We start from the raw sequence: 26,221 nt of genomic DNA on the forward strand, positions 1-26,221 counted from the left end.
GGACCGTGCCCTCGGAAAAGGGAAGTCGACGACTAGGTTGTAAGTCGCACGAAACCGTCTCGATATTTCGTTCTTACTTCTTTATTTCTGTAATCGCCTTTCGCTTCGCATCCACTTTGGAAATGGAGCTCGATCTGATCTGCCGAACTGCACAATCAAGTCCCGGATCCTTCCTCTCCGCTTCAATAGCTTCTCCACAAGTGAATCAAGTTCTGTAGAATCCCCGGAATACCATTCTTTCGGAATCTCCGCTGCGATCTGCCGCACTGCCCAGGGTTCCATTGTTTCTATGTTCGTCAACCATGGCTCAAAGCTCTCCCAGCCTGTCACTTCCTGATAGACGGTATTGCGGGGATAGACTCCATGCAGCGGACCATCAACTAACGTCCAATCTCCGGCATGAAAGCAATGTCCGTGATCAATAAACGTGGCATTGTATCGACGCTCCCGAGTCCGTCTTGAAAAGACCGCTTGCCTCCCATCGATATTCCCGGTCCACTTATCAAGTGCAAGAATCCCGGCAAACTCTGCGAGGTTATTTACCTCCGCGAGTTGCTGGTCCGGCAAGAAGTCCATCACTTTCCCGGGCATCAGGCCACCCACAAAACGTGAGCCAAACTGCCTTCCTGCCATACAACGTACGCGAGTCAGCCCAAGGTCCATTTCCATTTCCGGCGTTTGCCCGATCAACCACTCCGATACCTCAACAACTGCACTCTCCGGTACGGTCAGCCCGACCGCCGCCGCAATGCGGGTAGCCAAGAATTCATTTGCGAGCACCCGGTTATGCTGAGGATTGTTTTGAAACTTCACTACCCAAAGTTGTTTATCTGAATCCAGCATAAGGTGACTCTGGGCGCCGCCCCGCATCCGCCGGAATTGCTGAACCGCAACGACCACCAACCCTGCTCCCCAATGAGTCTAATTTGCATTGATACGCGGATTCTACGCGATACGATCACAAGTTCATTAAATGAATCACTGCTTACGTTGAGAGTTACTTAGAGCCACCCTTTCAAGTCAAGGTTGGCGGCGAAGACGCGAACTCGATCACGACCTGAGGCGTCAGATCGATTTGAAAGAGTGATCTTCCTCGATTCATTTGACGAAGAAGCAAAACGAGGGATGGGCAAAAGCGATGTTTTCGCCAAAAGGGCTAACCGCCGGTTGGCCTATTGCTCGGAGGCCAATGCATAGTCCTGAGCACCCCAGGCAAAGGTCGCTCCACCGAAGGTCAACTTTCCGAATGCCTTCGACAAGATACCATAAGGGGAGAATCGAAGACCAGATTTGGCGCCTAAAGTTCGGCGTGCCAGATGTCGATAAACACACAAAAACATCCTTGATCATCATCCGATCGGAGTCTGGCTGTAGCATGCCTTGTAGTCGCAATAAACCGATAGGCCCTAGCGTTCGACAGGCTGCCATATCAGGCTTGAGACAATTCCATTGAGAGGACCCTGATGAAGAATTTTAGCGAGAGTAAGCGGTGCACGCGCACATGTCGTTGAACAACAGGTCAGCTCTGGACCACCGGCGAAAGGGTCCCCTGCTGCTAAGACTCGCCTCCAATCTGAACTCACCGAGCCTTGAGAGATCCGCTTGAGATCGAAAAAATGAAGCACGGAACCGGAAGACACACAACGGACGATTCACGAATTAAGCTATTGAGGGGCGAAGACCGTCGCAGTAAACTCGAATTGTCCTTTGTGTTGGAGGCCCACCATTCGATAGTCGTACCACGGAAGCAGACTTGTTCCCATCGATTTTCTTTCGACGTGATCGAAGCCCGCGGTACTGGTGAAGACGCTGTCGATCGTCATTTAGAACCGAGGACCAAGTTCAAACGGTCTGACGCCATCGAGGAAATAGGCTCCAGGAGGGCGCGTGAAATCAGTTTTGGAAGGGGTTATTGGCGAAATGGAGCGAGAGCAAGGGGTGTTTTTTCTGATCCGATACTTTCCCGACCCAATCCGAGATGAGCCGCTCAACATCGGAGTGATTTTATTGTCCGTTGACAAAAGTGGCAATCAACTGCCGGTGGTCAGGCTTACGAAGAACTGGGATCGCGTGCTCCGAATTGACCCCGATGCTGATATCGAATTGTTGTCCCAATTGGAAGAGTTCTGGCAAATGAAGCTATCAGAGACCGGCTCCAGTGCCGGAGCCGCATTGGAGCAGCTGAATGAATCGCTTTCAAATACATTGCGCCTAGAGCGCAAGAGTTCCTCAACAACTGTGAGCCTGCGAGACGGAAAGGGCTTGCTAACCGACAACTTCGAAGGCGAAATTGACAGACTGATGATGCTTTATGTTGAAGAACGGCATTAACGCGCTTTGAACCCCGAAGGGTCTTGTTGGACCGAGATGTCGAGCGTCTAACCATGACAAGTGATTGCGAACGCTCAACCTGAATATCGGCCTCAAACAGGTTATACCTCTTCTGGAATTGCGCAATTTGCCACAAATTCTAGTCGATTTCGTGTAACACCGGCTGTCGACTTCGGCGGGCACGGCTCTTGTATTGGGCCATTTCATATGTGTATCATCGAGGATTCGTAATCCGGCATCAACTCAGGCCAGTTGTCATGAATTGCCAGGCTGAGGTCCGCGATGAGTGAGAAGTAATCCTCTGCCGTCCTTCCAAGCATCTCTTCGGAGTCTCCAAGGAAATGCCGCATCGATTGTCGTAGTAATGTGGTCAGTGCGACGATCCTGACTCCTGTCGCCTCGGATCGTAGAACATTGATAACAACTCCGCTCGAGGACGGATGAATACAGTTGGACTGAATGTACTCGAGAACATCGACAAGGACACCTACGTTCCTGTAGATTCCGAGCAGCCCATTCAGTCCCCCCAGACTCAACCAGAGATTCTGCGATCGACACTCAATTCCCTTACTATACAGACATCCGAAAGATAGCCTCGAAAGATGATCATTCCCCAAAATGATCCGCCCCATAATGTGCGGCAAACTTTGGCGACGGGACCTATTGTTGGATCTCCGAATCCAAATCGCACCGGCTAATAGGAATAACGCGAGGACTAACTGGATCAGCATCGACATCATTTTGGTACCTCCTCTCGTTCGCCACAAGCTCAGTGAGAGATAAGTTCGGGGGTATTTTGAATCACGCGTTGCACCTCGCCTCGAAGTAGGCGGACCAGTTGCCAACTTATTACCGCCATCAGAAGGCTCCATGACATGGTTTGAATACCGTCGGCAACCGTATACCAGGCCGAGACGGCCTTGAATCTTCCGCCGTACTCCTGTGCAACTCGGGCAAGAAGCACGAGCGCATAATTAACAGACAAACCTACTGTAATTTTCAGGGTGATATGCTTCCAGTTGATTCGAAATATGCTGGAAAACAACAGGATGCTTGACAAACACAGAACCCGGAAAACGTCGAAGGCGAGATCTACGCGAAACAGAAGTTTCAATTGCTGATCTGCGCGTTGAAATTGAGAATTGAGTGCAAGCATGACTCCAAGTACAACAAATCCCACCACAATGAGGTTCAACAGCTTCCCTCTCTGGCGATATGGATCCCCTGGAGCGAGAGCTAATATCCGCAATGAAAGCTCCCGCATCACCGCAAGCTCAAAAGCATAGTCAAGCACCGCGGCTATGACGTAGACGTGCCACGCCATCTCCTTTGAAGGTGCAAAAACGAACACCAGAGTAGAGGCGATGACATAGGACAAGTAGCATGTAAACGCAGGTAGATTGAGCCACCTCCGTTTCCACACCAAGCAAATGAGACATAGGCTGGTTGATAGAACACCAGCCCACAGAAGGATGCCATTGATCAGAGACACATTCATAGCAGTTTCTCACATTTCATCTGACGCCATGTCGCCTGTCGCTTAGTTTCGAATTAACGACTTCTTGTCAGTCCTACCTGCAGGTCGGAGGACGGTCCTTTTGTCGTTTCAACTACTTGCTGATCTTTGGTATCCTGTCCGGCGGGATAGGCATCGTAGGAACGATGGTAGGCTGAGGTTGTTGCTTTGTTGGCAATCCAGGATGAAGTGATACTGGCGAGATTCCAAGCAACGCGCCGACGATAAACAGATTCATACAGCTGATAACCGACATTTTTATCTCCCAAGGCACAAGTACAATTTCTTACAGTCATTGCGACTTCAGCGAAACACGTGCACATCATGGTTTGCGTGCACGTTGCATTTGCTGGAGTGTTTGGTAGCTCAGTGATTCGCGGCCCCGATTTGATTGTTTCTTTCTGTTACGGAAGTGAGCTGGCGTTTACTCTCACCTGCATAGGGCGAAATGCCGGCTTGAGGTTCCAATGCGTTCGCGGCGGCAAAACAGTACGGCTCGTCCACGCAGGAAAGAGATCTGGGATACATTCCCTGGATTGGGCAATGAGTTCCCTCACCCGAGACCGCCGGATCAGCAGCGTGTCTACCAGCGAATCCAGGTGGCTTGAGTATCGAACACTCCATCCAAACGGCAGATCCCTGGTCGCTCTCCAGAGGGTATCCGGACTAATGAGCACAAGCCTGTTCAAGACTGGTTCCAGAGAGTCCCAACCGGTTACGTGGCTGTATACGGCCTTTTGCCCGTAAACTCCATTATCGGGATAGTCCCGGAAGCACAATTCGTCTCTGCAGAAAGACGCGCTCCGGTTCACAAACCTGACTTCGTACTCCGTATCGCGAGATGCCCGAAAGAATACCGCCTGCGGAGGTCCGAGATGCGAACACCACTTATCCAATGTCAATAGCCGCGGGAAATCATCTTTGTTACGGAGGGAACGAAGATATACATCGGGCAGCATGTCCCAAAGATGCTTCCTGTCTGCCTCACCCGCATAGTAAGCCCCGGGATGAAGGCTCGTTCCACGGTTGGAGGAAGAGCGTTTTAGATGCGATAACTCAGGTGTATTGTTTATCAGGAAATCGGAGACTTCAACGGTCACCGCCTCGGGAACCGGGAGCCCCAAGATCCTGGCGAGGCGCGAGCCGACGAAGGCGGAGATCAACTTCGGCTCTTGTACAGATGTCTGAAACCTGACGACGTAAAGGCTATTGTCCGTGCACAACATCAAATGGGCATCAGAGCGACAGCCCATAGGTCGAATGTGTTGAATAGCCCGAAGCGGCGAATTTAGCGATGTACTCATATCCCCCCAAAAGAATCAGCAGTAGAGTCAATTCGTGCTGAGACGCTCGGCTGCTCGTGGCAGCTTGACGTGTCTTCTCACAAATCCTTGATATGACAACGCACAAGTTTGCGCGATCATCATCCAGTCGCTTATCGAACTACGCAGCCATGGGAGGAAATTAAACAGCAAAAGCCGTTCGAAATTTGATGCAACATATTTGTGGTTTTGGTGTCTAGAGGGAGTTTACACGGCCTCGTGCAGATGTCAAATTTCATCAGTCGCGAAGACAGATAAACATGGATACCTCATCCTGAAGCGGGAATTGCTGCCAGCTGTAGTTCCGCATTCAGGAAAGGCCGCACGAGACCGCCGTTCAGGTCCGGATCTGCATGCTTCTTCCAGAAATTAGGCTCTGCAGGCTGATCCCATGCTTCGACAAACCTCAACTACTGTCTCACGGGCTCCCCGTCTCTCAGGACGCGCAAAATCTCCTCTTCGCTATGACCCTTCCTCGCCATCTCCAGGCTCTCCTCGATCTACATAGAACCACTACAGCCTTGAGTCTCTCAACTTCCAAATGGCTTAGCTTTTGGGGTTTTGGGTCTTTTCAGTACGCATCAATAGCGGACTCCCTGAAACGACAGACCGCTGCTCTCAGAGAATGTCCTACAGCCAACCTAAAATAACTGATTAAGCTGCAAAGTTGATGTCGCCCCCAACGGACTGACGACGGAGAACTCATGGATCGATTGAAGGTTAGAAATGTGCCAGCGATGTATCGGAGGGTGGATGGCCTCGTCAGTGTGATACAGGTACACATCGTTGCCATTTGAAACAGTTGTGAATCTCCTGATGTTTCCGGCTTGCCCGGTCGGTGGGTTTCCGACAGGGGTGTTACCGTAAGGGAACTGATTTCCAAACTGTCCAACAAGCAGGCCATCTTCCCAGTAATGGTAAATTTGGTCTCCATATGAGGCGTACTGGCCGTCATACATCAAGAATATATTTCGCCCCTCAGTTTGTTCGGGGCCAATTCCGTTGTGATCACCATAACTATTCGTACATGGGAAGCCGCCGTGATTGTCCGGAACTGTCATGCAGACTTCTGGCATTGTCGTCCACGCGTAGTTCTGCAGTCCAGATTTTATCGCTCCAAGATGAGGGTAACGTGTTGTTGATGATGAGTTGAATGGCGAGCCAGCCTGATATACAGGGTAGTAGCCACCCGTAGTAGGCTCAACTCCAGTCAAATTCAAACTCCATCCTGAGTTACCAACCGGTTGATTCGTCGAGTTAATTTCTGCGACAGCCACAGGAGTGAAACTACCCCACTGTGGATTGTCTTGACTGTCGAACCCTATCAAGGGTGCGTTATACACGGTGTCGATGATGTTGGGCGCTTGGCCAGACTTCTCCGTGTATCCCAGACTCCCATCGCGAAACAATTGTTTCCACCCCCAATTTAGAAATGACACGGAAGTCATCCTCATCGGAGATGTGCCGCTGGAGGGCAGTTCGTATACGAGGAGGTCGCCGGAGCGACCGATTTCAACATAAGCCTGTCCATTAGTCAGCTGCTCCGCAGTTACGATTCCTAACTCCTGTCCGGACGCGCTGAAACCTTCGTAGGTTGATCCACCAGCGCCGTCCGCGCACACACCCCAATTCTTTACCAAATTCCAACTGCCGTTTCCACCCAGATTCGGGTCGGGGTCGCCTGGCTGAAGCGGGGTCTCAGGATCATAACTGACGGCGTATTCAAAGAGACGCACAAAGAGCCTGGTGGGCATCGTCTTCGAAGTCGCCAATGCATAATTTGGAAAATGAAACTGTATCTGATTCACGTACTTGTAGGTGTTAATCCCATTGCTCGCGGAGGCCAGGGTGAGATGCAAAATACGGGACATATTTCCCCCATCCTGAATCCAAACATCCCCAGTAGTCTCTTCTACTCGAATCCATGATAGGTTGGAAGAATTCTGTCCCGTTATGGCTGAATTATCCAACATCAAATGATCGTTTCGAATCGTCGGGTTGCAATCGTTATATCCGCCAAGAACTCCGTAGGTTCCAACCAAATGAAAATTAGAGTCAAATTCCTTCATCTGCTGGCTCGTTCCACCGTCCAGAATAAAAACATGATCAGTGGCGGAGTTGGTGGCCAAGGAGACTGGATTCGAGAGCGACGGGATTGGTTGCGTTACCGTATTGCTCCCTCCAGGATTGCTGACAAGATAGACAGAACCATTGGAAAGGACCCAGAGCCCCTGCGAGTTGAAGGCCATCTGGGTTGGGTTGGAGATCGATGTAATGACTCCCAAAGATGTTCCCCGGCGCTTGTCAAACAGCCGAATCATATTTGATTGATAAGCCGTCAAATCAGACCCCATAAAGGATGTGCCATTCGAGGTGTAGTCGCCATGAGCGACGGCGAGAATGTTTCCATTTTTTTGAACGGCAATTCCCGTCGGAGGTAGTTGTCCGGCCGGCTCTGAATCGATGTAGCTCAGCGTCGTATTGAACCAAGCTGTGGCGCCTGGAGTTGTTATCCCACAAGAGCTTTCCGGATATAGAGAGCACGACGGACCGCTCGTGCTAGCTCCGTTTCCAAAAACAGCCGGAATCGCCGAATTGGGATCCGAGGCAGAGACGTCAAATGCGGTGACATATGACAACAGCCCTGACCACATGGGTTGTGATGCAAAATATAACCATTGTCCGTCCGTCGCAACGTCGACCAACATTAAATCCGAGTCGAAGTAGGGAGATGTCACGGCCCCTCCCGGGAGATTCGAGTTGGGTGGATTGACCATCATCGGCCTGTTGGGATCCGTGTCCTCAAAATATCCGAAATTGAACGGACCTTCTGCATATCCAGTGGAGAACCATCCGGTAGTGCCGACAAACGCCATCCGCAAATTCCCGTTCCAGGCGAACGATTCCCATCGCTCCGGAGTAAGCCAGTTCTCACTGGTCGAACCGATCATGCCGTCCCAGTTATAGTTGACGTTATTGGTAAGCAGTTTGACTGTATAAGAGCCGTTAATCGGTACCGGGGCGCCGAGATCCGTAGTTCCATCCCATCCACCGGTGTAAGTACCCGGGGCAAAGACGGTGTTTGCCCATAGCGTCTTGACCAAGACCCCGGAGGAGTTGTACACACCAGCACTTGTGTGAGTTTCTTGGTTGCTGATGGAAAATGAAAAGGTGATCTGGGCCTGGCTTACTTGAAGGTTCAAGTTTTGATTTTCTAAGAGGCCATCACCGGAGGCAGTCACGGTGATCGGAGTGGTGCCCAGTGCGGCGGAGGGCGCCGCGGTCAGCGCCAGCGTGCTGGCGCCGCCTGACGAGGAAAGCGTCACCGGATTGCTGCTCCAGGATGCGGTTACCCCAGCCGGCAAACCCGAGACACTCAGACTCACAGGCCCGTTGAACGAGCCACCTCCCTTGATGCTGAACTCGTCGCTGGCCATGGCGCCTTGCACCACCTTCATCTGCTGAGACGTCGAAGTGAAACTCAGAGTGGGAGGCGTGAGCTGCACGCTCAACGCTACATTCTGGCTGGCCGAGTAGACCATGCCACTGACCGCATCGGTCACCTGTGCGACCAGATTCAAGGTCGAGGAGCCGACCACCGCAGTGCTGCTCCCCTTCAGGTTCACGGTCCATGCGACGATCCCCGAGGAGTATATGGTTGGTGCACTAATCGAGAAGGTCACACCCGGGGGCAGTCCGGATACCAGGTTCAGCATCGCCCCGGCTGCGCTGGCCGGACCGTGCCCTCCATCTTGCGGATTTGAGGTCACGACGATCGAGGCCTGGCCTAGCGTTTGCAGAATCGGAGTTGCAGGCGAGACCGAAATCCGGATGCCCGATGGGATATTCAAGCTCACAGTCTGGATCTCCGTCAGGCCATCGCCGGAGGCAGTCACCGTGATTGGCGTGGTGCCCTGTGCGGCGGAGGGAGCCGCGGTCAGCGTCAGCGTGCTGGCGCCGCCACCTGACGACGAAAGCGTGACCGGATTGCTGCTCCAGGATGCGGTTACACCAGCCGGCAGACCCGAGGCGCTCAGACTCACCGGCTCGTTGAACGAGCCACCCCTCTGGAAGGTAAACTCGTCACTGGCCGTTGCGCCCTGCACTACCGTCATCTGCTGGCTCGCCGGAGTGAAGCTCAGCGTGGGAGGCGTGAGCTGTACATTCAACGCCACACTTTGACTGGCCGAGTAGACCACGCCGCTGACCGAATCGGTCACCTGCGCAACCAGATTCAAGGTCGAGGATCCGGCCACCGCCGCGCTGCTCCCCTTCAGGTTCACGGTCCACGCGACGATCCCCGAAGAGTATATGGTTGGCGCACTGATCGAGGAGGTCACGCCCGGAGGCAGACCGGCGACCAGGTTCAGCATCGCGCCGGCTGCGCCGGCTGGACCGTGCGCTCCATCCTGCGGATTCGCGGTCACGACTATCGATGCCTCGCCTGCCGACTGCATGGTAAGAGCCGCTGCCAGGGGAAAAATCTGGATGCCTGATGGTATTCTCAGGTTCACGGTCTGAGTCTCTGTTAGGCCATCGCCGGAGGCAGTCACCGTGATTGGCGCGGTGCCCAGTGCAGCGGAGGCCGCCGCGGTCAGCGTCAGCGTGCTGGCGCCACCCGACGGGGAAAGCGTCACCGGATTGCTGCTCCAAGATGCGGTTACACGAACCGGCAGTCCCGAGACGCTCAGACTCACCGGCCCGTTGAACGAGCCACCTCTCTGGAAGATGAACTCGTCACTGGCCGTTGCGCCCTGCACTACGGTCATCTGCTGGGAAACCGGAGTGACGCTCAGCATGGGAGGTGTAAGTTGCACGTTCAACGCCACACTCTGGCTTGCCGAGTAGATCACGCCGCTGACCGCATCGGTCACCTGCGCAACCAGATTCAAGGTCGAGGATCCGGCCACCGCCGCGCTGCTCCCCTTCAGGTTCACGGTCCATGCGACAACCCCCGAAGAGGATATGCTCGGCGCACCGATCGAGGAGGTCACACCTGAAGGCAGTCCGGAAACGAGACTAAGTGTCGCACCAGCTGCGCTGGCCGGACCGTGCGCGCCATCCAGCGGACTCGAGATCACTTTAATTGAGGCCTGTCCTGCTGATTGCATGGTCAGAGATTCGGACGAGGAAACTGTTATCCGCGGAACATCTGTCACGGCTAGATTCACCTTCTGAGTCTCCGTCAGGCCATCGCCGGAGGCAGTCACGGTGATTGGCGTGTTTCCCAGTGCGGCGGAGGGAGCCGCGGTCAGCGTCAGCGTGCTGGTGCCGCTCGACGAGGAAAGCGTCACCGGATTGCTGCTCCAGGATGCGGTTACTCTGGCCGGCAGGCCCGAGACACTCAGGCTCACCAGCCCGTTGAACGAGCCACCTCTCTGGAAGATGAACTCGTCACTGGCCGTTGCGCCCTGCACTACGGTCATCTGCTGGGAAACCGGAGTGAAGCTCAGCATGGGAGGTGTAAGTTGCACGTTCAACGCCACACTCTGGCTTGCCGAGTAGATCACGCCGCTGACCGCATCGGTCACCTGCGCAACCAGATTCAAGGTCGAGGATCCGGCCACCGCTTCGCTGCTTCCCTTCAGATTCACGGTCCACGCGACGATCCCCGAGGAGTATATGGTCGGCGCACCAATTGAGGAGGTCACACCCGGGGGCAGTCCGGAGACCAGTTTCAGCATCGCATCGGCTGCGCTGGTCGGACCGTGCGCTCCATCTTGCGGATTTGAGGTCACGACTATCGATGCCTGGCCTAGCGTTTGCAGAATCGGAGTTGCAGGCGATACCGAAATCCGGATGCCCGATGGGATATTCAGGCTCATGGTCTGTGTCTCTGTCAGGCCGTCACCGCAGGCAGTCACAGTGATCGGCGCCGTGCCCAGTACGGCCGAGGCCGCCGCGGTCAGCGTCAGAGTGCTGGCGCCGCCACCTGACGACGAAAGCGTCACCGGATTGCTGCTCCAGGATGCGCTTACTCCAGCCGGCAGTCCCGAGACACTCAGACTCACCGGCCCGTTGAACGAGCCACCCCTCTGGAAGGTAAATTCGTCGCTGGCCATTGTGCCCTGCACTACCGTTATCTGCTGAGACGCCGGAGAGAAGCTCAGCGTAGGAGGCGTGAGCTGTACGTTCAACGCCACACTCTGGCTCGCCAAGTAGACCACGCCACTGACCGCATCGGTCACCTGCGCAACCAGATTCAATGTCGAAGATCCGGCCACCGTTGAACTGCTTCCCTTCAGGTTCACGGTCCATGCGACGATCCCCGAGGAGTATATGGTTGGCGCACTGATCGAGGAGGTCACGCCTGAAGGCAGTCCGGCGACCAGGTTCAGCATCGCACCGGCTGCGCTGGCCGGACCGTGCGCGCCATCTTTCGGATTCGCGGTCACGACTATCGATGCCAGGCCCGCCGACTGCATGGTAAGAGTCGCTGCCAAGGGATAAATCTGGATGCCTGATGGGACTCTCAGGTTCACGGTCTGAGTCTCCGTCAGGCCGTCGCCGGACGCAGTCACCGTGATTGGCGCCGTGCCCAGTACGGCCGAGGCCGCCGCGGTCAGCGTCAGCGTGCTGGCACCGCTCGACGAGGAAAGCGTCACCGGATTGCTGCTCCAGGATGCGGTTACTCTGGCCGGCAGGCCCGAGACACTCAGGCTCACCGGCCCGTTGAACGAGCCACCTCTCTGGAAGATGAACTCGTCACTGGCCATTGCGCCCTGTACGACCGACATCTGCTGGCTCGCCGGAGTGACGCTCAGCATGGGAGGTGTAAGCTGCACGTTCAACGCCACACTCTGGCTCGCCGAGTAGACCGCGCCGCTGACTGCATCGGTCACCTGTGCGACCAGATTCAAGGTCGAGGATCCGGCCACCGCTGTATTGCTCCCCTTCAGGTTCACTGTCCACGCGACGATCCCCGAAGAGTATATGGTTGGCGCACTGATCGAGGAGGTTACACCCTGGGGCAGGCCAGAGATCAGGTTTAGCGTCGCACCAGTTGCGCTGGCCGGACCGTGCGCTCCATCCTGCGGATTCGAGGTTACTTCAATTGAGGCCTGTCCTGCCGATTGCATGGTAAGTGCCTCCGAAGAGAACACTGCTATTCGCGGTGTGTTTGCCACACTGACCTCGACGGTCTGAGTCTCCGTCAGGCCATCGCCGCAGGCAGTCACAGTGATCGGGGTAGTGCCCAGTGCGGCGGAGGGCGCCGCGGTCAGCGTCAGCGTGCTGGCGCCACCGCCTGACGACGAAAGCGTCACCGGATTGCTGCTCCAGGATGCGGTTACCCCAACCGGCAGACCCGAGACGCTCAGACTCACAGGCCCGTTGAACGAGCCACCCCTCTGGAAGGTGAACTCGTCGCTGGCGATTCCGCCCTGCAATACCGTTATCTGCTGGCTCGCCGGAGAGAAGCTCAGGGAGGGGGATGCAATCGAGTATTTGGCACTTGCAACGGGGCTAGTTAACGAATCGACGGTGATGGCTACAGCACTGAGCGTCACATTGGAGTTGACCAAGATTGGGCCCGAGTAAACTGCCGAGACCGCAGTGGGCGGGGTACCGTCGGTGGTGTAGTGGATTCTGGCTCCCTCGGCCGCATAGCGAATAGTTACTTGTTGCGAGTTCCCATAGGTCCCGCTCGCAGGAGAGAATACCGGTGTTACTGCAGGCGAGAAATGAACGAATCCGCACCCGGTCAAGGCAAATAAAGAACAAGACAAGATCTTCCTACCCCAGGGATTGAAGAATGCATCTAGGACAGATCCTTTTCCATAACTGTTTTTTCCCGAGACAGACCGCGCGAGATCGAATAGGACCATTCCGATAAACTCCCTGAGGCCAATGGCGATCACAACACCGGCGACTCTCGACTTATCGGAGATTGGGAGAAATGGTTTAACAGCAGAACTAACACCGGACGGCTCGGTACCCTACGGCTTGCGCCATAATGATTAACAACATCCAATGCAATCCACAGCGGTAACATCGATTAGAATCGCTTAATACCCTCTAATAACAATTGCAAAGTACATTAAGGCTATACTCAGTTCATCTTTTTGAAATACAGTGAACCTTCATTGATTGCCGTCCTGACAGGAAATACTTAACTAAATCTACAAACAGCGCCGTCGACTCCAAACAGTCGCCATTCTGAGATTGATCTGCGATGAAGTCCAGGCTACAGGCCTGATCAGATCCTGTCGTCCGGAACCGTTCTTCACGGTGCCGCACAGCTTTGCTTCGTATATATAGCCTTTTCTTCAGGGCGAGCCCTTCTTTCTTGTACAGCCGGTACAACAAGTTCTGCCCGCTTGAAGGGCCCGGAACACTTGTGCAGTCCGAGAGTTAAGAACCGGCTTGTTTTGGTGTCAATCAGATCGCTGTTAACCGCAATCTGACTGACGAACTCTGTTGGCGTACTCTCGACGAGAGCCCTGTGAGGGCGACTCTCATTGTGCCCCGTTCTATAACACCGTCAGGCCGCACTACGCGCCTGATTACATGCACCGCACCGGAGACTTGGCTGACAAACAACCTGGGGTGTGGAGAAGTGGAAACCGCTACACGCTTCCGACAAAGATAACTGCCCTGCACTACCAATCTCCATGGTACAAAAGATCGGCCAGATTAAGAGGGTTGCACATCGATAATCACCCGACGAGTGAGTCGTAACTTTAAAATCTTTTGAATCGCGGTGCGATGTTCACTACAATATCGAAAAATCATGGTTAGCGATAACGAAGAGCTTTATTCATTCCGCATCTACATCCGACAGGAAATAGCCACCCACGTCGCTACAACTATTTTTCTCTATTGGGACACGCGGTTCAAGGATCGCGCTCTCATTGGACCATGGTTTTATGAGCACGCAGCTTACAACGACCTCGAAGGCCGTTTGTGGATAGGTCGCATACTCGATTCTTGCAATGGCCAGTTTCGCTATGACTGGGCGGTTTTGAGGTCTGAAGAGATTGACCGAGTCATTAAAGATAAAATTCAGACTTTAAGCAACAGTCGAGCGTCCGAGTTACAGGACTTCCTCGAACACAGTTGGAAAATGGCAAACGACAACCCAAGCCGAGCTTCAAGAGCGGTTTTCATTTGCCAGACCGAGTTGCAGCCTCCGTTTGTAATCTCTTGAGTCACTATTTTCTTGTACACTCTCTGGCGTATGCTTCTTTGCTCGCGCCATAGATAGTTCCCTTCTGATGGACCTGGCGGCCCCTCTTTACCAAGCGCTTCGCCGGGAGGATCTGTGTAAGCTAGGGGTTTTGTGACTTTACGCATGAACGGCGCGGCAGGCCCCATCTCAAAGCGTCCACCAAAGGAGAAAAGACGCCCTACATCCGGCAATGAGAAGCGGGACGCAGGAGAGAAGGTAGCCACTCTCCTGTTGAAGCAGGGCAAGGCAGCTTCGCTGCCGAATGACCCCTTGCTTGCCCCACTCAGCTTTCAACCTTCTTATTGGCTCCAGAGTTTCGTGCTATTTGCTTGATTTATTTGGTGGAGCTGAGCGGGATCGCACCGCTGGCTTCCCCGTTGCGAAAACGATGATGAACGTATTTTCAAGAACTTAGCGCAACAAAACGAAGTGTTTTTGAACGGAAAAGAACGGGCCACAATCCTTATTGGACCCATATTGGACCCACGCTTAATCAGCAACGATCAAAACCCGGCATGACCGACAAAATCGACATTCCTCCGGCCTTCACACTCGTTGCATTTTCGTCAACCGATACCCTTCGGCTAACAGAGCAATAAACAACTTAGTATCAACGACTTACGCGAATCGGCTGGCAGCCTAAAGTATTGAAAAGAAACGATAGGTAGTTCTTGTTGAGGAGACATTGTGGGGTGAAAAAGAGCGAGTTCCCTGCCCTTCTTTGCACCGAAGAATTCCCGAATGGTCGCTGTCTACTGATTGAAGCGGTGCTTGGGCATTCGAGGACTCGGATGGCAGGCGCTTCAGCATACCTACGCACGCTGCTGTACGAGACCGGAGTTCCCGTAGGAGTGCGGCAAAAGCTGATGCGCGACGTAAACATGAGGACGACGATGAACGTCTACGGCTCGTCCAGTCTCAGAGCAAGGACAGAGGCAAATAGCCGCGTTGTGCATATGCTGGTGGCAAAAGAAAAGCTCACCGATTTTGCAGAATTCAAGGGCTTGGAGCAGACAGAACGCTTATTGTGGGGTCGTGATTTCCTAAGTGGTTGCGGGGATAGGGTTTGAATCAGCGACATATGGGTTATGAGAGCAACTAACAACGTAATATCAACAACTTACGGGGAGCGGTCGGCAACCTAAACCCTTGAAAAGTAATGGTAGGGAATCCTTATTGTGGGGCTATTGTGGGGTTGTATTTTCGTTTCCGGGGGCAGCATGATGGCCTTCCGAATCCCTGTGGTCATGCACGCTTTTCACTCGATATGCTGTTTTCAACATTTGCTGAAAGCATCACATTCGGTGAAAAACCTCAAATAGGCCTGGTCATTCCTGCGCAATAATAATTGTTCCCACGATTGGGAATGATTATAATGGAAGGCGAGGTGAAATGCCATGGTGATGACTCTCGAAACGCTCACAACGAACGAAGCGGCTGTGGTCGCGGGGGTCTCCGTCGATGACGTGAACCGGGCGATTGATCGCAAAATCTTACCCAAGAATCTCTACCGGACAACGGCGGTTCGCACACTCAAGAGAGACGCTTGTCTTTGGATTGCATTCTGGTTCGAGACCTCCGAGTCCCTTACGCCCACCGCCCGCCAACGGGTCATCGCGGCAGGTTCGCAACGCTGCCCATCTTGGGCAGCATTACGAAACTGCAAGCTGCAGGAAACGCGAAACATTGAGGTGGGAATTCAAGACATTTGGGAAGAAGTGAACAACCGGTTAGAGGAACTAGAGAGAGCGCAGCAAATGGTGATTGAAGATCCCGAAATTCTTTCTGGAACACCAGTCATACAAGGAAGCAGAATCCCGGTCTATGACGTTGCCAGTCTCGTAGAAGAAAGGACTCCGATGGACGAACTCAAAGAGCTCTACCCCAGGTTGTCCGAGGAGCAGTTTCGTCTTGCTTCTGTGTACGCAAAGGCTCGGCCTCTCCGAGGTCGGCCAAAGCGGAAATCGCTGCCTGACTCGAGTAGGATTTCCGTCTCGAAGAAGAATCTTCGAGAGGCCTCCATAGGAGGACCTAAACGTGCAAAAGTTGCTTCTCGATGAAAACCTTAGTCCAACGCTGGTTGATGTTGCCCACGCGATGGGATTCGTGTGCTCGCACATCAACTTTCTTGGTCTGAATTGCGCCAAAGATTGGGAGTTAAAATCTACGATCCTCGATGGTGATTACACGTTCGTCACGAATAACAGCGTCGACTTCCGTGGCCCCGCGAAAACCCCAGGAAGCCAGGGTGTTTATTCAAGCATCTCCCTCCATGCCGGCCTCGTCTGCATCGACGCTACGGGGGGTCTCAATCTGGATAGACAGAAGCGTCTGTTTGTACTCATTCTTTCCGACATCGAAAAGCATGGTGATCTGACAAATCAGGTGTTGCAGGTGACGCTTACACCCGATGGAGCAGTGGAACTCAGCCGTTATTCGATGCCGCGCTAGGGCACGATGGATCCAACGATGAATCCCTGTTCGTTAAGGACCCAAAAACAACGGTCGATTAAGATTAGCTAGATGGTGCACACGGCCAGCCGCGTCCTTCACGCAATAGCTGATCGTCTTCTTGTGAACATCCAGTCCAATGAAGTACATAGTCTGAGGAGCCTCCAAGGTCGTTCTCTGAATCAGCTTGGTGATGAGTTCAGCATCTTGCAACACCTCGTGCTCCTCCTCGACTTATCATTCAAACATTACAGCCAAGTGACTCGCTTTCCATTATCGATGAGCGCATTGGCGATAAATCACTCATCGATTGTGCGCTAGTCGAGAAAACAGGCGGCTCGACAAGACCGCTTACTCGCGAGTGCGATGCCGTCCTGCTTCACCTCCACTTGCTTTCCCAATGAAGCTGTGCCATACTCCGTTGGGCAACCAAATGGAACGCGTGGAGCGTAGCCTAATGAAGCAGAAGAGGGATGTACAGCAGGGGACATTAGCGTTGATGGTGCTGAAGACGCTTCAAGTTCTGGGCCCGCTGCACGGATACGCAATTGCACGACGCATCGCGCAGATCAGCAATGAACTTCTCTCAGTTAACCAGGGAACGCTCTATCCGGTCCTGCTGAGACTTGAGCAAGAGCGCGCGGTCGCATCGGAGTGGGGACCTTCAGAGAACAACCGGCGTGCCCGTTTCTACCGGCTCACTCGCGCCGGTGAAAAACTGCTCCAAACGGAGAAGCGCGATTGGGAACAGACAGCGGCGATCATTGCGCGTTTTTTTGAAGTGAAGGCAGAGGATTTGGCATGAGAATCCTGAACCGGCTCTTCGTGCGTCTGTGGAATTTCTGCCTAGGCATCCGTGATGATGAGCGCCTGCGTGAGGAGATGGGGACGCACGTCGCGATGCAGGCAGAGGAGAACGTCCGAGGTGGGATGACTCCGATCGAAGCTCACCGTCATGCGGTGCTCACACTGGGAGCTGTCGAAGCGATTCGAGAGCAATACCATGAGGAAGAAGGACTGCCGCTACTCGAAAGTCTGCTGTATGACTTCCGCTATGCACTGCGTCAGTTGCGCAGATCACCTGCCTTTACGCTGACGGCGGTGCTCACACTGGCGCTGGGCATCGGCGCAACCACGGCGATCTTCACGCTGGTCGAGCAGGTGATGTTGCAATCGCTGCCGGTCACGCGACCGGATCAGCTTTGGCGCATCGGCTTCCGGCCCCATTGCTGCGAATGGGCTGGATACAGCGAGGACCAAGACGACGACGCGCCGGGCAATTGGAATCTGTTTCCGTATGAGGCATACAAGCTATTCCGGGCAAACACGACAGGATTCCAGGATCTGGCAGCGCTGCAGGCGGGTAACCAGCCGGTGGCAGTGCGACGCGCCGGCTCAGCGGGACTGCCGGAGACGGCGAATGGCGAGTTTGTTTCCGGAAACTTTTTCCAGACGCTGGGTGTATCGGCGTGGCGCGGAAGACTGCTTGTCGACGTCGATGACCGAGAGGGCGCGCCTCCGGTGGCGGTGATGAGCTTTCACGCGTGGCAGGAGAAGTACGGCTCCGATCCTTCGGTGGTGGGAGCGACATACCAGATCAACGACCGTGCATTCACGATCGTCGGCGTGGCTCCGGCTGGTTTCATTGGAGCGAACATGACGAGCTGGGGCGTGCCGGATCTGTGGATGACGGTCGCGACGGAGCCGTTGATGCTCGGTAAAACGGCGCGAATGAAAAATCCGCGGGTCGACTGGCTGGACTTGATCGGACGTGCGCGTCCCGGAACCAATCCGAGAGCGCTTCAGGCAGAGCTGCAGGGCGAATTGCACGGCTGGCTGGCCAGCCACGTGGCGGATATGAGTCCGCAGGAAAGAGCTGTGTGGCAGAAGCAGACGCTTCGCGTGTCGCCTGGCGGTGCAGGTTTCTCCAGTTTGCGGAGGTATTACAGCGAGAGCCTCCTGCTGCTGATGGTCACGGCTTGCTGCGTTTTGCTGGTGGCTTGCGCTAACATCGCCAATCTGCTGCTGGCGCGCGGTCTGAGAAACCGGCAACAGACGGCGGTGCGCGTGGCGCTAGGAGCATCGCGCGGACGCCTGGTGAGGAATGCGCTGCTGGAAAGCGTTACGTTATCCCTGATCGGCGGCGTGGCCGGCTTGGCTGTGGCCTGGGCGGGGGCGCGCCTGATACTTTATCTCGCCTTCCACATGCTGGAGCGAAGCACCTGGATTCCAGTGCATGCTTCGCCCTCTGTTCTGGTCGTGCTCTTCGCGCTCGGAGTCTCTGTGCTGACCGGAGTGATCTTTGGCGTCGCGCCGGCGTGGATGACTTCGCACGCGGAGCCGGTGGAGGCGATGCGTGGCGCCAATCGCGAGGTGGGAGGCGGCCGTCATTGGGCACAGAAGGCGCTGGTGATTGCGCAGGTGGCGGTATCGCTGGTGTTGCTGAGCGCCGCTGCGATGCTGGGCGGCAGCCTGCGCAATCTGGAGCACCAGAACTTCGGGTTCGATCCGGAGGGGCGTTATCTGGTTTCCATCAATAGCCCCATACTGTCGGGCCATAAGCAGGAACAACTGGTCCCGTTCTATCGTGAGATTCAGGACCGGCTCAGCTCCATCCCCGGGGTGCGCGGCGTCAGCGCCACCACCTATGCGCCGATGGCCGGTGGTCAATGGGGTCACGACATTCGGATTCAGGGCAAACCAGAGCCCGGTCCGAAGGACGATGTATCCGCAGACTGGACCCGCATCACTCCGGGGTTCTTCGATTCGATCGGCGTCCGAATGCTGGCAGGGCGCACCATCAACGAAGACGACAACGGGAATGGGCGGCACGTGGCTGTTGTCAACGAAGCCTTCGCGAAGAAATTCTTCGGTAATCAGAATCCCATCGGCCAACACTTCGGACCGGGTCCTATAAAGAATTCGGGGACCTACGAGATTGTCGGCGTCGTCCAGGACATCCATTACGTAACTTGGAGTTTCGCAGATCCAGACCGGCCCATGTATTACGTCCCCGAGGCGCAGACCGTTGCCTTCGATCAGCGAGATCTCCAGAGTGACGAGCTTTTGTCGCAGAACCTCTTTAACATCGTCGTCTGGGCACCGGGGCAGCCGACCAACATTCCCATGCAGGTGAAGAAGGCCCTGGCTGCGGTCGATCCGAACCTGATGATCCGTGACATTCAGCCGTATATGAGAGTGATTCAGGGAACTTTCGACCAGCAGAACATGATCGCCAGCCTTACTTGGCTGTTTGGCGCGGTTGGCCTGGTGCTGGCTGCGATTGGCCTTTATGGCGTGACCGCATATGGCGTGGAGCAACGCAGGAGCGAGATTGGAGTGCGCATGGCGCTTGGGGCGGATCGCGGCTCGGTCGTTGCGATGGTGTTGCGCGGAGCGTTCTGGCAGGTTGGCATCGGATTGGGGATCGGGATTCCGGCGGCTATTGGAGCGGGATATCTAATGGCGAGCCAGCTTTTCGGAGTCACGCCGTGGAATCCATTATTGTTGGCGGTGGCGACGGTACTTCTCGGATTGGCGGCGCTGTTTGCTGCAATGATTCCCGCGCGGAGAGCTGCCAGCATTGATCCGATGCAGGCGCTGCGCAGCGAATGATCCACACATTTAATAGTCCCGATCATACTCATTGAATGTTGCCGATTCATTCACCCATACCGATCGTAAGAACCAAGTATTCAATAGATGCATTCAGGCTTTAGCGCTCATTGATCCTATCCAGGTTGGCTCACGTGCTCTCGTCGATGCTCCTGCGCAGACAGGAAAAAATCTGAGGTTAATCGAGATGTACCGTAACCATTCCGCGCAACGAGAACTATGGTTGGCGGATGAGTTGAGAGACTAGTCCAAGGCAACAACATTGCCGAGCTGTTTTCCATTGAAGGAAAGCTCGATCTCGATGAAGATCTATTCAGGCGAGCACTCGAGCATACCTTCCGCGAAGTTGAGTCGTTACGAATAAGGTATCTTCGGCGAAAGGGAGCAGTTCTTCAACGGTTAGATCACTCCTTAGTGCTGAATTATGCGGCCATTGATCTTCGGAGCCAGTTCTTCACCTCGGTTGGCAATGATGGAATGGATCTCACAGGATCTTCGCCAGCATGTGGACTTGACGGTTGGCAGGTTGCATGCGATAGCACTGTTCCGCTTGGCGGACACGAGATACGCTTGGTACGTACGAGCCCACCATATTTGTATAGACGGCTACAGTGGGATGCTGTGGGCTCACAGGGTTGCGGACGTCTATACAGCGTTCGTTAATGGCGATAATCCTTCTCCATCACCGTTTGCATCGCTTTGCGCTCTGCTTTCCGAGGAGGAATCCTACCGCAGTTCCGAACAAGTGCGGCGTGACCGTGCCTCCTGGATTGCTGAAATGGAGGGTGCACCGGATGCGGCGACGCTGGCCTCGCGGAAAGCCGCACCGTCCGTACGATGTATCCGAGTGCAAATAGAACTCTCTCCTAAGACAGAAGCGCACTTGCGCCAGTTAGCGCAGGAGTCCGGAGTGGAGATATCAAGCCTTCTATTTGCGTTTGTAGCGGTGTACTTGGCGCGGATGGAGGGCATGGGTGAGGTTGTAGTTGGGCTTCCGGTAACAGGGCGATTGACCGACTGGAGCGGAGAACAGTTGTGGCGTGCATACATCCAACTGACAGAAGCAGAGGAAGCCTTTCGACTCTACAAGAGCGACCTGGTCATGAGGCCTGTCTGGCACCAGAAAGAACGCCGCGTGCAAGCCCACATCCTGGTCTGCTTTCTTGCCTATGTGCTCTGGAAAACCCTGAGCCTATGGTGCCAGCGCGCCCAGCCGGGCTGGGCATCGCGAGTATGCTGGCGACCGACTTCCGCGCCTCGACAGCGTCGGAATACTGGTCCACCGTCCCGATGACGCGCTTCCGATAGACACGTCTTCCGTTCCCGCCTGTTTCTGACCATCGAAACTGCCAGACGTCCGGACCATGCTTTCGAATGCTTCTTATAAGGCTTCCATGTTGCATGTTTCCCTCCTGGATCGCAGTGGAGATCAAGAGGAATGTTCCGTGCGTCAGTTCTATTGAGTCCAGCATTTGCTGAGGTTCTACCTCATCGTGTCGCTTTGCGTCGACAGTGATGTAGATTGTTGAGCTGAGTTCGACTCTTGGGCCTTACCCCGTGTCTGGATGAGCACTGATGGCAAGAGTTGAGATTTCACGGCAAGAAGGACAAGTGCAAACCCAAACTGTCGTGCGTCTACTGCGACCAGCCACACTGCCCCAGAGCGGGGTTCACGGAAGTGGGGTAAGATGAGTGCGAATTCCACCTTCGACTCGACCCACGCTCTGTCACGAGGACGGCCGCGGGTTCGAGTCTCGTCGCTCCCGCCAGAACTTCTGAGTCTCGCTCTCTGGTGCCGCCGAATGGCCGAAGAACCCCCGAGGCCGGCCGCTCTCTTTCAGGCGAATCGCTCGATTCTGCGTGAGAGTTGTGAGTCCGGATCGGCTCAGAGTGGTCGACGCAAAGTTGAGACTATTGGAAGGGTGGCCCGGCGTCCTCTAAGGCTGTACGGGAGAGGCGAATTCCAAGCCTCCGCATTTTGTGCTGGAGCGTCGAACGCTTGACTCCGAGGCGATCAGCTGCTCCGTTTGGTCCTGAGACCACACCATTCGTCTCCTCAAGGGCGCGGAGGATTTGATTTCGCTCCGTCCACTCCACCATGTCCTGAAGGTTTTCCTGCCGGGCGGACCTGGGGCTGACCGGAGATGGACTGGGCACGGAGTTCGGCTCCGGTTTCAGCTCCGCCAGAGATACATTCAGGATGGGACTCTTTGAAATGAGCACCGCGCGCTCGATCACGTTTTGAAGTTCTCGAATATTCCCAGGCCAGTGATAGCGGATTAACGCCTGCATGGTTTCAGAAGGGATGGTGCCGATCACGCGCTGATTCCGGCGGCTGAATTCCTTGACGAAGTGACGCACCAGCACGGGAATATCGTCCTTTCGCTCGCGCAACGCCGGCAATCTGATGGGGAACACATTCAGCCGATAGTACAAATCGGATCGGAACATCCGCTCCTCTACCATCGATTTCAGATCGCGATTGGTTGCCGCAATCAGCCGGGCATCCGAGCGGAGAGTTCGTGTACTCCCCAGGCGCTCGAACTCACGCTCCTGCAGAACTCGCAAGAGCTTTGGTTGAAGCTCCAGGGGGATTTCTCCGACTTCATCAAGAAAGATGGTTCCACGATTCGCCAGCTCGAAACGGCCCACGCGCTGGTTGATGGCGCCGGTAAACGCACCCTTCTCGTGACCAAACAGCTCGCTCTCGAGCAACCCCGTCGGAATCGCCGCACAATTCAGTTTCACAAAGGCATTCGATTTACGAGAGCTGAGATTGTGCACGGCCCGAGCGATCAACTCTTTCCCAGTGCCCGTCTCTCCATAAATAAGCACAGTGGAATCGGCCGGCGCGACCGTCTCAATCTCTTTGAGAACACGGCGCAGTGGCTCGCTATCGCCTACGATATCCTCGAAGTGAAGCTCGTTGCGGATTTCGGATTCGAGATAGACGTTTTCTTGTGCGAGCTTATCCTTAAGTCCGGAAACCTTCTCATACTTGAGGGCATTTTCAATAGCGAGAGCGACTTGATTCGCGACTAGGCCAAGGAAGGTAACATCATCCTCGGTGAAAGCGTTCTCGCGCGAACTGGCAAAACCAAATACGCCGACCACGCGTTCCCGGACGGTCAGAGGGTAAATGCAGAGGGACATGTTCGGATTGGAGCCCTGGGGATCAGCAGCGACTTCCTCCTTGGTCGCGATAAGTGGCTTGCCCGTCCGGAAGACGGTCTGGGCTCGCCCGGATGCGCGCTCGCCAGAAAACTCCTCATACTCGGCATAATCTCGAGCATAGCGACGCAGTTCGCCATCTTCCGGATCGGGCAGAGCGACACTTACGTTGTCGTAATTTGTAAAATGACGAATACTCGCGGCAATTTCACGAAGCAGGTCGCACAACTCCAGCTTGGTCACAATCCGATTGGTGATGTCCAGCAGCAATCGCAATCGGGCCTGCGCACGAGCGTCGTCGATTGCGACGGCGATCTGATCAGCAACTACGGACAAGAACTGTTGATCTTCGTCGGAGAATGCATCGTCGAGATGGCTGGCAAAAGCGAGACTTCCAAGCCTCCGGTGCGCCGTGCTCAGCGGAAAGGCGCACAGCGAGCGAAGCCCTAGCCTGGCAAACCGCTCGACCACAGGACGAAAGCCCGTTTCGAGATCGATGTTGGGAATGACCAGAGGTTTTTGATTCTCGTACACCCACCATACAACAGTTTCTTCTTTTTTTATGCTGCTAACGGGGAGTGCCTCACGGGCACGGTCATAAGGGTCGCGTAAATGCCAGTGAACCCAATTGGCTGACGGATCGAACATGGCTACGCCGTCGAATGCAACCACTCGATGCAGTTCGCTCGCACAGGTCTGGAACAGATCCCTTTCCTCGGAGTGAGATCGGATGAGCCTCGTGAGACGGGCGAGCGCCTCACAACGGGCGACAGCCCCTCCTGCTTTTTGCGCATTTTCCGTGGATGACTCCGGCATACCTGAGGCCACTGACTTCCTAGGTTACAGGTCCTCCTAAATAAGATTCCCGCACTTCGCAGTTTGGTTCACGCAAGTGATCATTTGCCCATTTCTGGGCTGCATACTGCCCTGTTTTGGGCGCGCAATGGGGTGTCCTCGCTTGTAATCTCTGCTGTTCCTGAGGCTTAGCAATCCGCCGAATTTGGCGCGCGCCGTGCCTTACACCTTTGTGGCGCTATGTTACGCATCACGGTTCACGAAGACGACAAGGTGTGCAGGATGGAACTCGCGGGCAGGCTGGACGGCCCATGGGTAGCCGAAACAGAAAAAGCCTGGCGTGGCTCGCTTGGCACAGACCGAATGATCGAAATGGATTTGAGACAGCTGACCGGGATCGATGATGCCGGACGCGATCTTCTCGCCGCCATCCAGAGGGCGGGGGCCAGTCTCTTCGTCGAAGGCGTGTGGATGACCGCGCTCCTCGACGAACTTATTTCCCAGCAGCCCTGCGAAGGCGCCAAGCCGCAATCGCTGGCGAAAAGGGCCCGCCGGAGGCCAGCATCCCGGCAACAGGAGAACAGCAAATGAAGATCAATTCCGTTCTGAAAGTTAAGCACGTGGCATGGGCGTCAGCGGCTCTGCTGGCGATCATCCTGCTCATCGTGGTGACTCACTCAGCGGCCAAATCATCGACGCCGTCCTCGCCATTGGCGATGGTGGAAATCGCTGTCGCCGAACAGCGAGACGTTCCCATTTACGGAGAGTGGATCGGTACCCTCACCGGGCAAGTCAATGCCGATGTAAAAGCGCAAGTTACGGGGTACCTGCTTACGCGGAACTATAAGGAAGGATCGTTCGTCCACAAAGGACAAGTTCTCTTTGAGATCGATCCTCGCACATTCCAAGCGGCACTCGACCAGTCAAAGGGCCAGTTAGATCAGGCGCAGGCACAGCTGATTCATGCTGAGGCGCAGCTCGCTACTGCGGACGCAAATCAGCTCAAGAGCCAGTTGGATGTGGAGAAGTACGCACCGCTGGCCAAAGTCGATGCCGTAAGCAAGCAGGATTTCGATAATGCCTCGCAGACGAATCTTGCCAACAAGGCTCAGGTGCGGGCCGCAGAAGCAGCAATCGCTTCTGCGAATGCTCAAATTAGGACCAACCAGGCCGCGGTCGAAACCGCTGCAATCAATCTCAGTTTTACCCGAGTCGTTTCGCCAATCGACGGCATCGCCGGCATCGCACACGCGCAGGTGGGCGACCTGGTCAGCACCACCAGCGACGCACTGACTACAGTCTCCACACTCGATCCGATCCGAGACTATTTCACGGTCAGTGAACAGGAATATCTCGCGCTGCAAAAGCGGTTTTCAGACTCCGGAGTAGATCACTGGAAGCTGCAGCTCATCCTCGCCGATGGAACCACTTATCCCCAAGAAGGCCAATTCTATTTCGTCGATCGGCAGGTGAATCAAAACACGGGCGCGATCCAATTGGCAGCACTCTTCCCGAACCCTGACAACGTTTTGCGTCCCGGGCAGTACGGCAAGGTTCGTGCCGTGACCCGAGTGCAACAGAATGCTTTGTTAATTCCTCAGGCCGCTGTGAACGAGCAACAGGGAAGCTATCTCGTTGCTGTTGTCGATAAAGACAATCACGTCAATATGCGTCCCGTGCAAGTCGGAGAGCGTACTGGCACAATGTGGGTCATCCAGGGAGGCCTGAAGGCTGGTGACCGCGTGGTCGTCGAAGGACAGCAGAATCTCAAGCCGGGAATGACGGTACAAACCAAGCCATTCAAAAGCAATGTCGAGTAAGCGCTGACTCTGATTGCCAAAACGCAAAGGA

The 26,221-nt window shown here is 54.8% G+C and carries 16 protein-coding genes; 10 read left to right on the forward strand and 6 right to left on the reverse strand.

Annotated features, from left to right (window positions below):
- Positions 1 to 81: 81 nt before the first annotated feature.
- Complete coding sequence (locus OHL23_RS18160) at positions 82 to 870, reverse strand: HipA family kinase (RefSeq protein ID WP_317891699.1); 789 nt, start codon at positions 868 to 870, stop codon at positions 82 to 84.
- A 1,017-nt stretch (positions 871 to 1,887) separates the two neighbouring features.
- Here OHL23_RS18160 and OHL23_RS18165 point away from each other — a divergent pair.
- On the forward strand, positions 1,888 to 2,331 hold the full coding sequence (locus OHL23_RS18165) for a DUF3037 domain-containing protein (RefSeq protein ID WP_263353382.1): 444 nt from the start codon (positions 1,888 to 1,890) through the stop codon (positions 2,329 to 2,331).
- A gap of 769 nt (positions 2,332 to 3,100) precedes the next feature.
- Here the strand turns inward: OHL23_RS18165 and OHL23_RS18170 are convergent.
- The 3 genes from OHL23_RS18170 to OHL23_RS18175 all read right to left on the reverse strand — a co-directional run bounded on the left by OHL23_RS18170 (position 3,101) and on the right by OHL23_RS18175 (position 12,896).
- Positions 3,101 to 3,709, reverse strand: a complete 609-nt coding sequence (locus OHL23_RS18170) for a hypothetical protein (protein ID WP_263353383.1) — start codon at positions 3,707 to 3,709, stop codon at positions 3,101 to 3,103.
- Positions 3,710 to 4,251: 542 nt separating this feature from the next.
- Positions 4,252 to 5,151, reverse strand: a complete 900-nt coding sequence (locus tag OHL23_RS28930) for a HipA family kinase (RefSeq protein WP_396127384.1) — start codon at positions 5,149 to 5,151, stop codon at positions 4,252 to 4,254.
- Between the two features lie 659 nt (positions 5,152 to 5,810).
- Positions 5,811 to 12,896 carry a chitobiase/beta-hexosaminidase C-terminal domain-containing protein gene (locus OHL23_RS18175; RefSeq protein WP_263353384.1) on the reverse strand — a complete coding sequence of 2,362 codons (7,086 nt, stop codon included), beginning with the start codon at positions 12,894 to 12,896 and terminating at the stop codon, positions 5,811 to 5,813.
- Between the two features lie 1,004 nt (positions 12,897 to 13,900).
- Here OHL23_RS18175 and OHL23_RS18180 point away from each other — a divergent pair.
- From OHL23_RS18180 to OHL23_RS18190, 4 genes are all read left to right on the forward strand, one after another.
- A complete protein-coding gene (locus OHL23_RS18180; protein ID WP_263353385.1) occupies positions 13,901 to 14,317 on the forward strand; it encodes a hypothetical protein in 417 nt (138 codons plus the stop codon).
- 812 nt (positions 14,318 to 15,129) lie between these two features.
- Positions 15,130 to 15,408: a hypothetical protein gene (locus tag OHL23_RS18185; protein ID WP_263353386.1), complete on the forward strand. Its 279-nt coding sequence runs from the start codon at positions 15,130 to 15,132 to the stop codon at positions 15,406 to 15,408.
- A 687-nt stretch (positions 15,409 to 16,095) separates the two neighbouring features.
- Positions 16,096 to 16,398 carry a DUF433 domain-containing protein gene (locus OHL23_RS28935; RefSeq protein ID WP_396127397.1) on the forward strand — a complete coding sequence of 101 codons (303 nt, stop codon included), beginning with the start codon at positions 16,096 to 16,098 and terminating at the stop codon, positions 16,396 to 16,398.
- Positions 16,376 to 16,789, forward strand: coding sequence for a DUF5615 family PIN-like protein (locus OHL23_RS18190; protein ID WP_263353387.1), 414 nt, complete (start codon positions 16,376 to 16,378; stop codon positions 16,787 to 16,789). The genes OHL23_RS28935 and OHL23_RS18190 overlap by 23 nt, the downstream gene beginning before the upstream one ends.
- 33 nt (positions 16,790 to 16,822) lie before the next feature.
- Here OHL23_RS18190 and OHL23_RS18195 read toward each other — a convergent pair whose 3' ends face one another.
- Positions 16,823 to 17,005 (reverse strand): hypothetical protein, encoded by a 183-nt coding sequence (locus OHL23_RS18195; RefSeq protein WP_263353388.1) that lies wholly within the window; start codon positions 17,003 to 17,005, stop codon positions 16,823 to 16,825.
- A 241-nt stretch (positions 17,006 to 17,246) separates the two neighbouring features.
- On the opposite strand from OHL23_RS18195, the gene OHL23_RS18200 reads away from it, so the two are divergent.
- The 3 genes from OHL23_RS18200 to OHL23_RS18210 all read left to right on the forward strand — a co-directional run bounded on the left by OHL23_RS18200 (position 17,247) and on the right by OHL23_RS18210 (position 21,698).
- Positions 17,247 to 17,594: a PadR family transcriptional regulator gene (locus OHL23_RS18200; protein WP_263353389.1), complete on the forward strand. Its 348-nt coding sequence runs from the start codon at positions 17,247 to 17,249 to the stop codon at positions 17,592 to 17,594.
- Complete coding sequence (locus tag OHL23_RS18205; protein WP_263353390.1) at positions 17,591 to 20,404, forward strand: ABC transporter permease; 2,814 nt, start codon at positions 17,591 to 17,593, stop codon at positions 20,402 to 20,404. The genes OHL23_RS18200 and OHL23_RS18205 overlap by 4 nt, the downstream gene beginning before the upstream one ends.
- 472 nt (positions 20,405 to 20,876) lie before the next feature.
- Entirely contained in the window at positions 20,877 to 21,698 is an 822-nt protein-coding gene (locus OHL23_RS18210; RefSeq protein WP_263353391.1) for a condensation domain-containing protein, read from the forward strand.
- 617 nt (positions 21,699 to 22,315) lie between these two features.
- Here the strand turns inward: OHL23_RS18210 and OHL23_RS18215 are convergent.
- Entirely contained in the window at positions 22,316 to 24,391 is a 2,076-nt protein-coding gene (locus OHL23_RS18215; RefSeq protein ID WP_263353392.1) for a sigma 54-interacting transcriptional regulator, read from the reverse strand.
- Positions 24,392 to 24,610: 219 nt separating this feature from the next.
- Here OHL23_RS18215 and OHL23_RS18220 point away from each other — a divergent pair, with 219 nt between their 5' ends.
- Both OHL23_RS18220 and OHL23_RS18225 read left to right on the forward strand, forming a co-directional pair.
- Positions 24,611 to 24,961 carry a hypothetical protein gene (locus OHL23_RS18220; protein WP_263353393.1) on the forward strand — a complete coding sequence of 117 codons (351 nt, stop codon included), beginning with the start codon at positions 24,611 to 24,613 and terminating at the stop codon, positions 24,959 to 24,961.
- A complete protein-coding gene (locus OHL23_RS18225; protein WP_263353394.1) occupies positions 24,958 to 26,190 on the forward strand; it encodes an efflux RND transporter periplasmic adaptor subunit in 1,233 nt (410 codons plus the stop codon). The genes OHL23_RS18220 and OHL23_RS18225 overlap by 4 nt, the downstream gene beginning before the upstream one ends.
- Positions 26,191 to 26,221 lie beyond the last annotated feature (31 nt).

The sequence above is a fragment of the Acidicapsa acidisoli genome (genome assembly GCF_025685625.1).
Taxonomy (GTDB): Bacteria; Acidobacteriota; Terriglobia; order Terriglobales; family Acidobacteriaceae; genus Acidicapsa; species Acidicapsa acidisoli.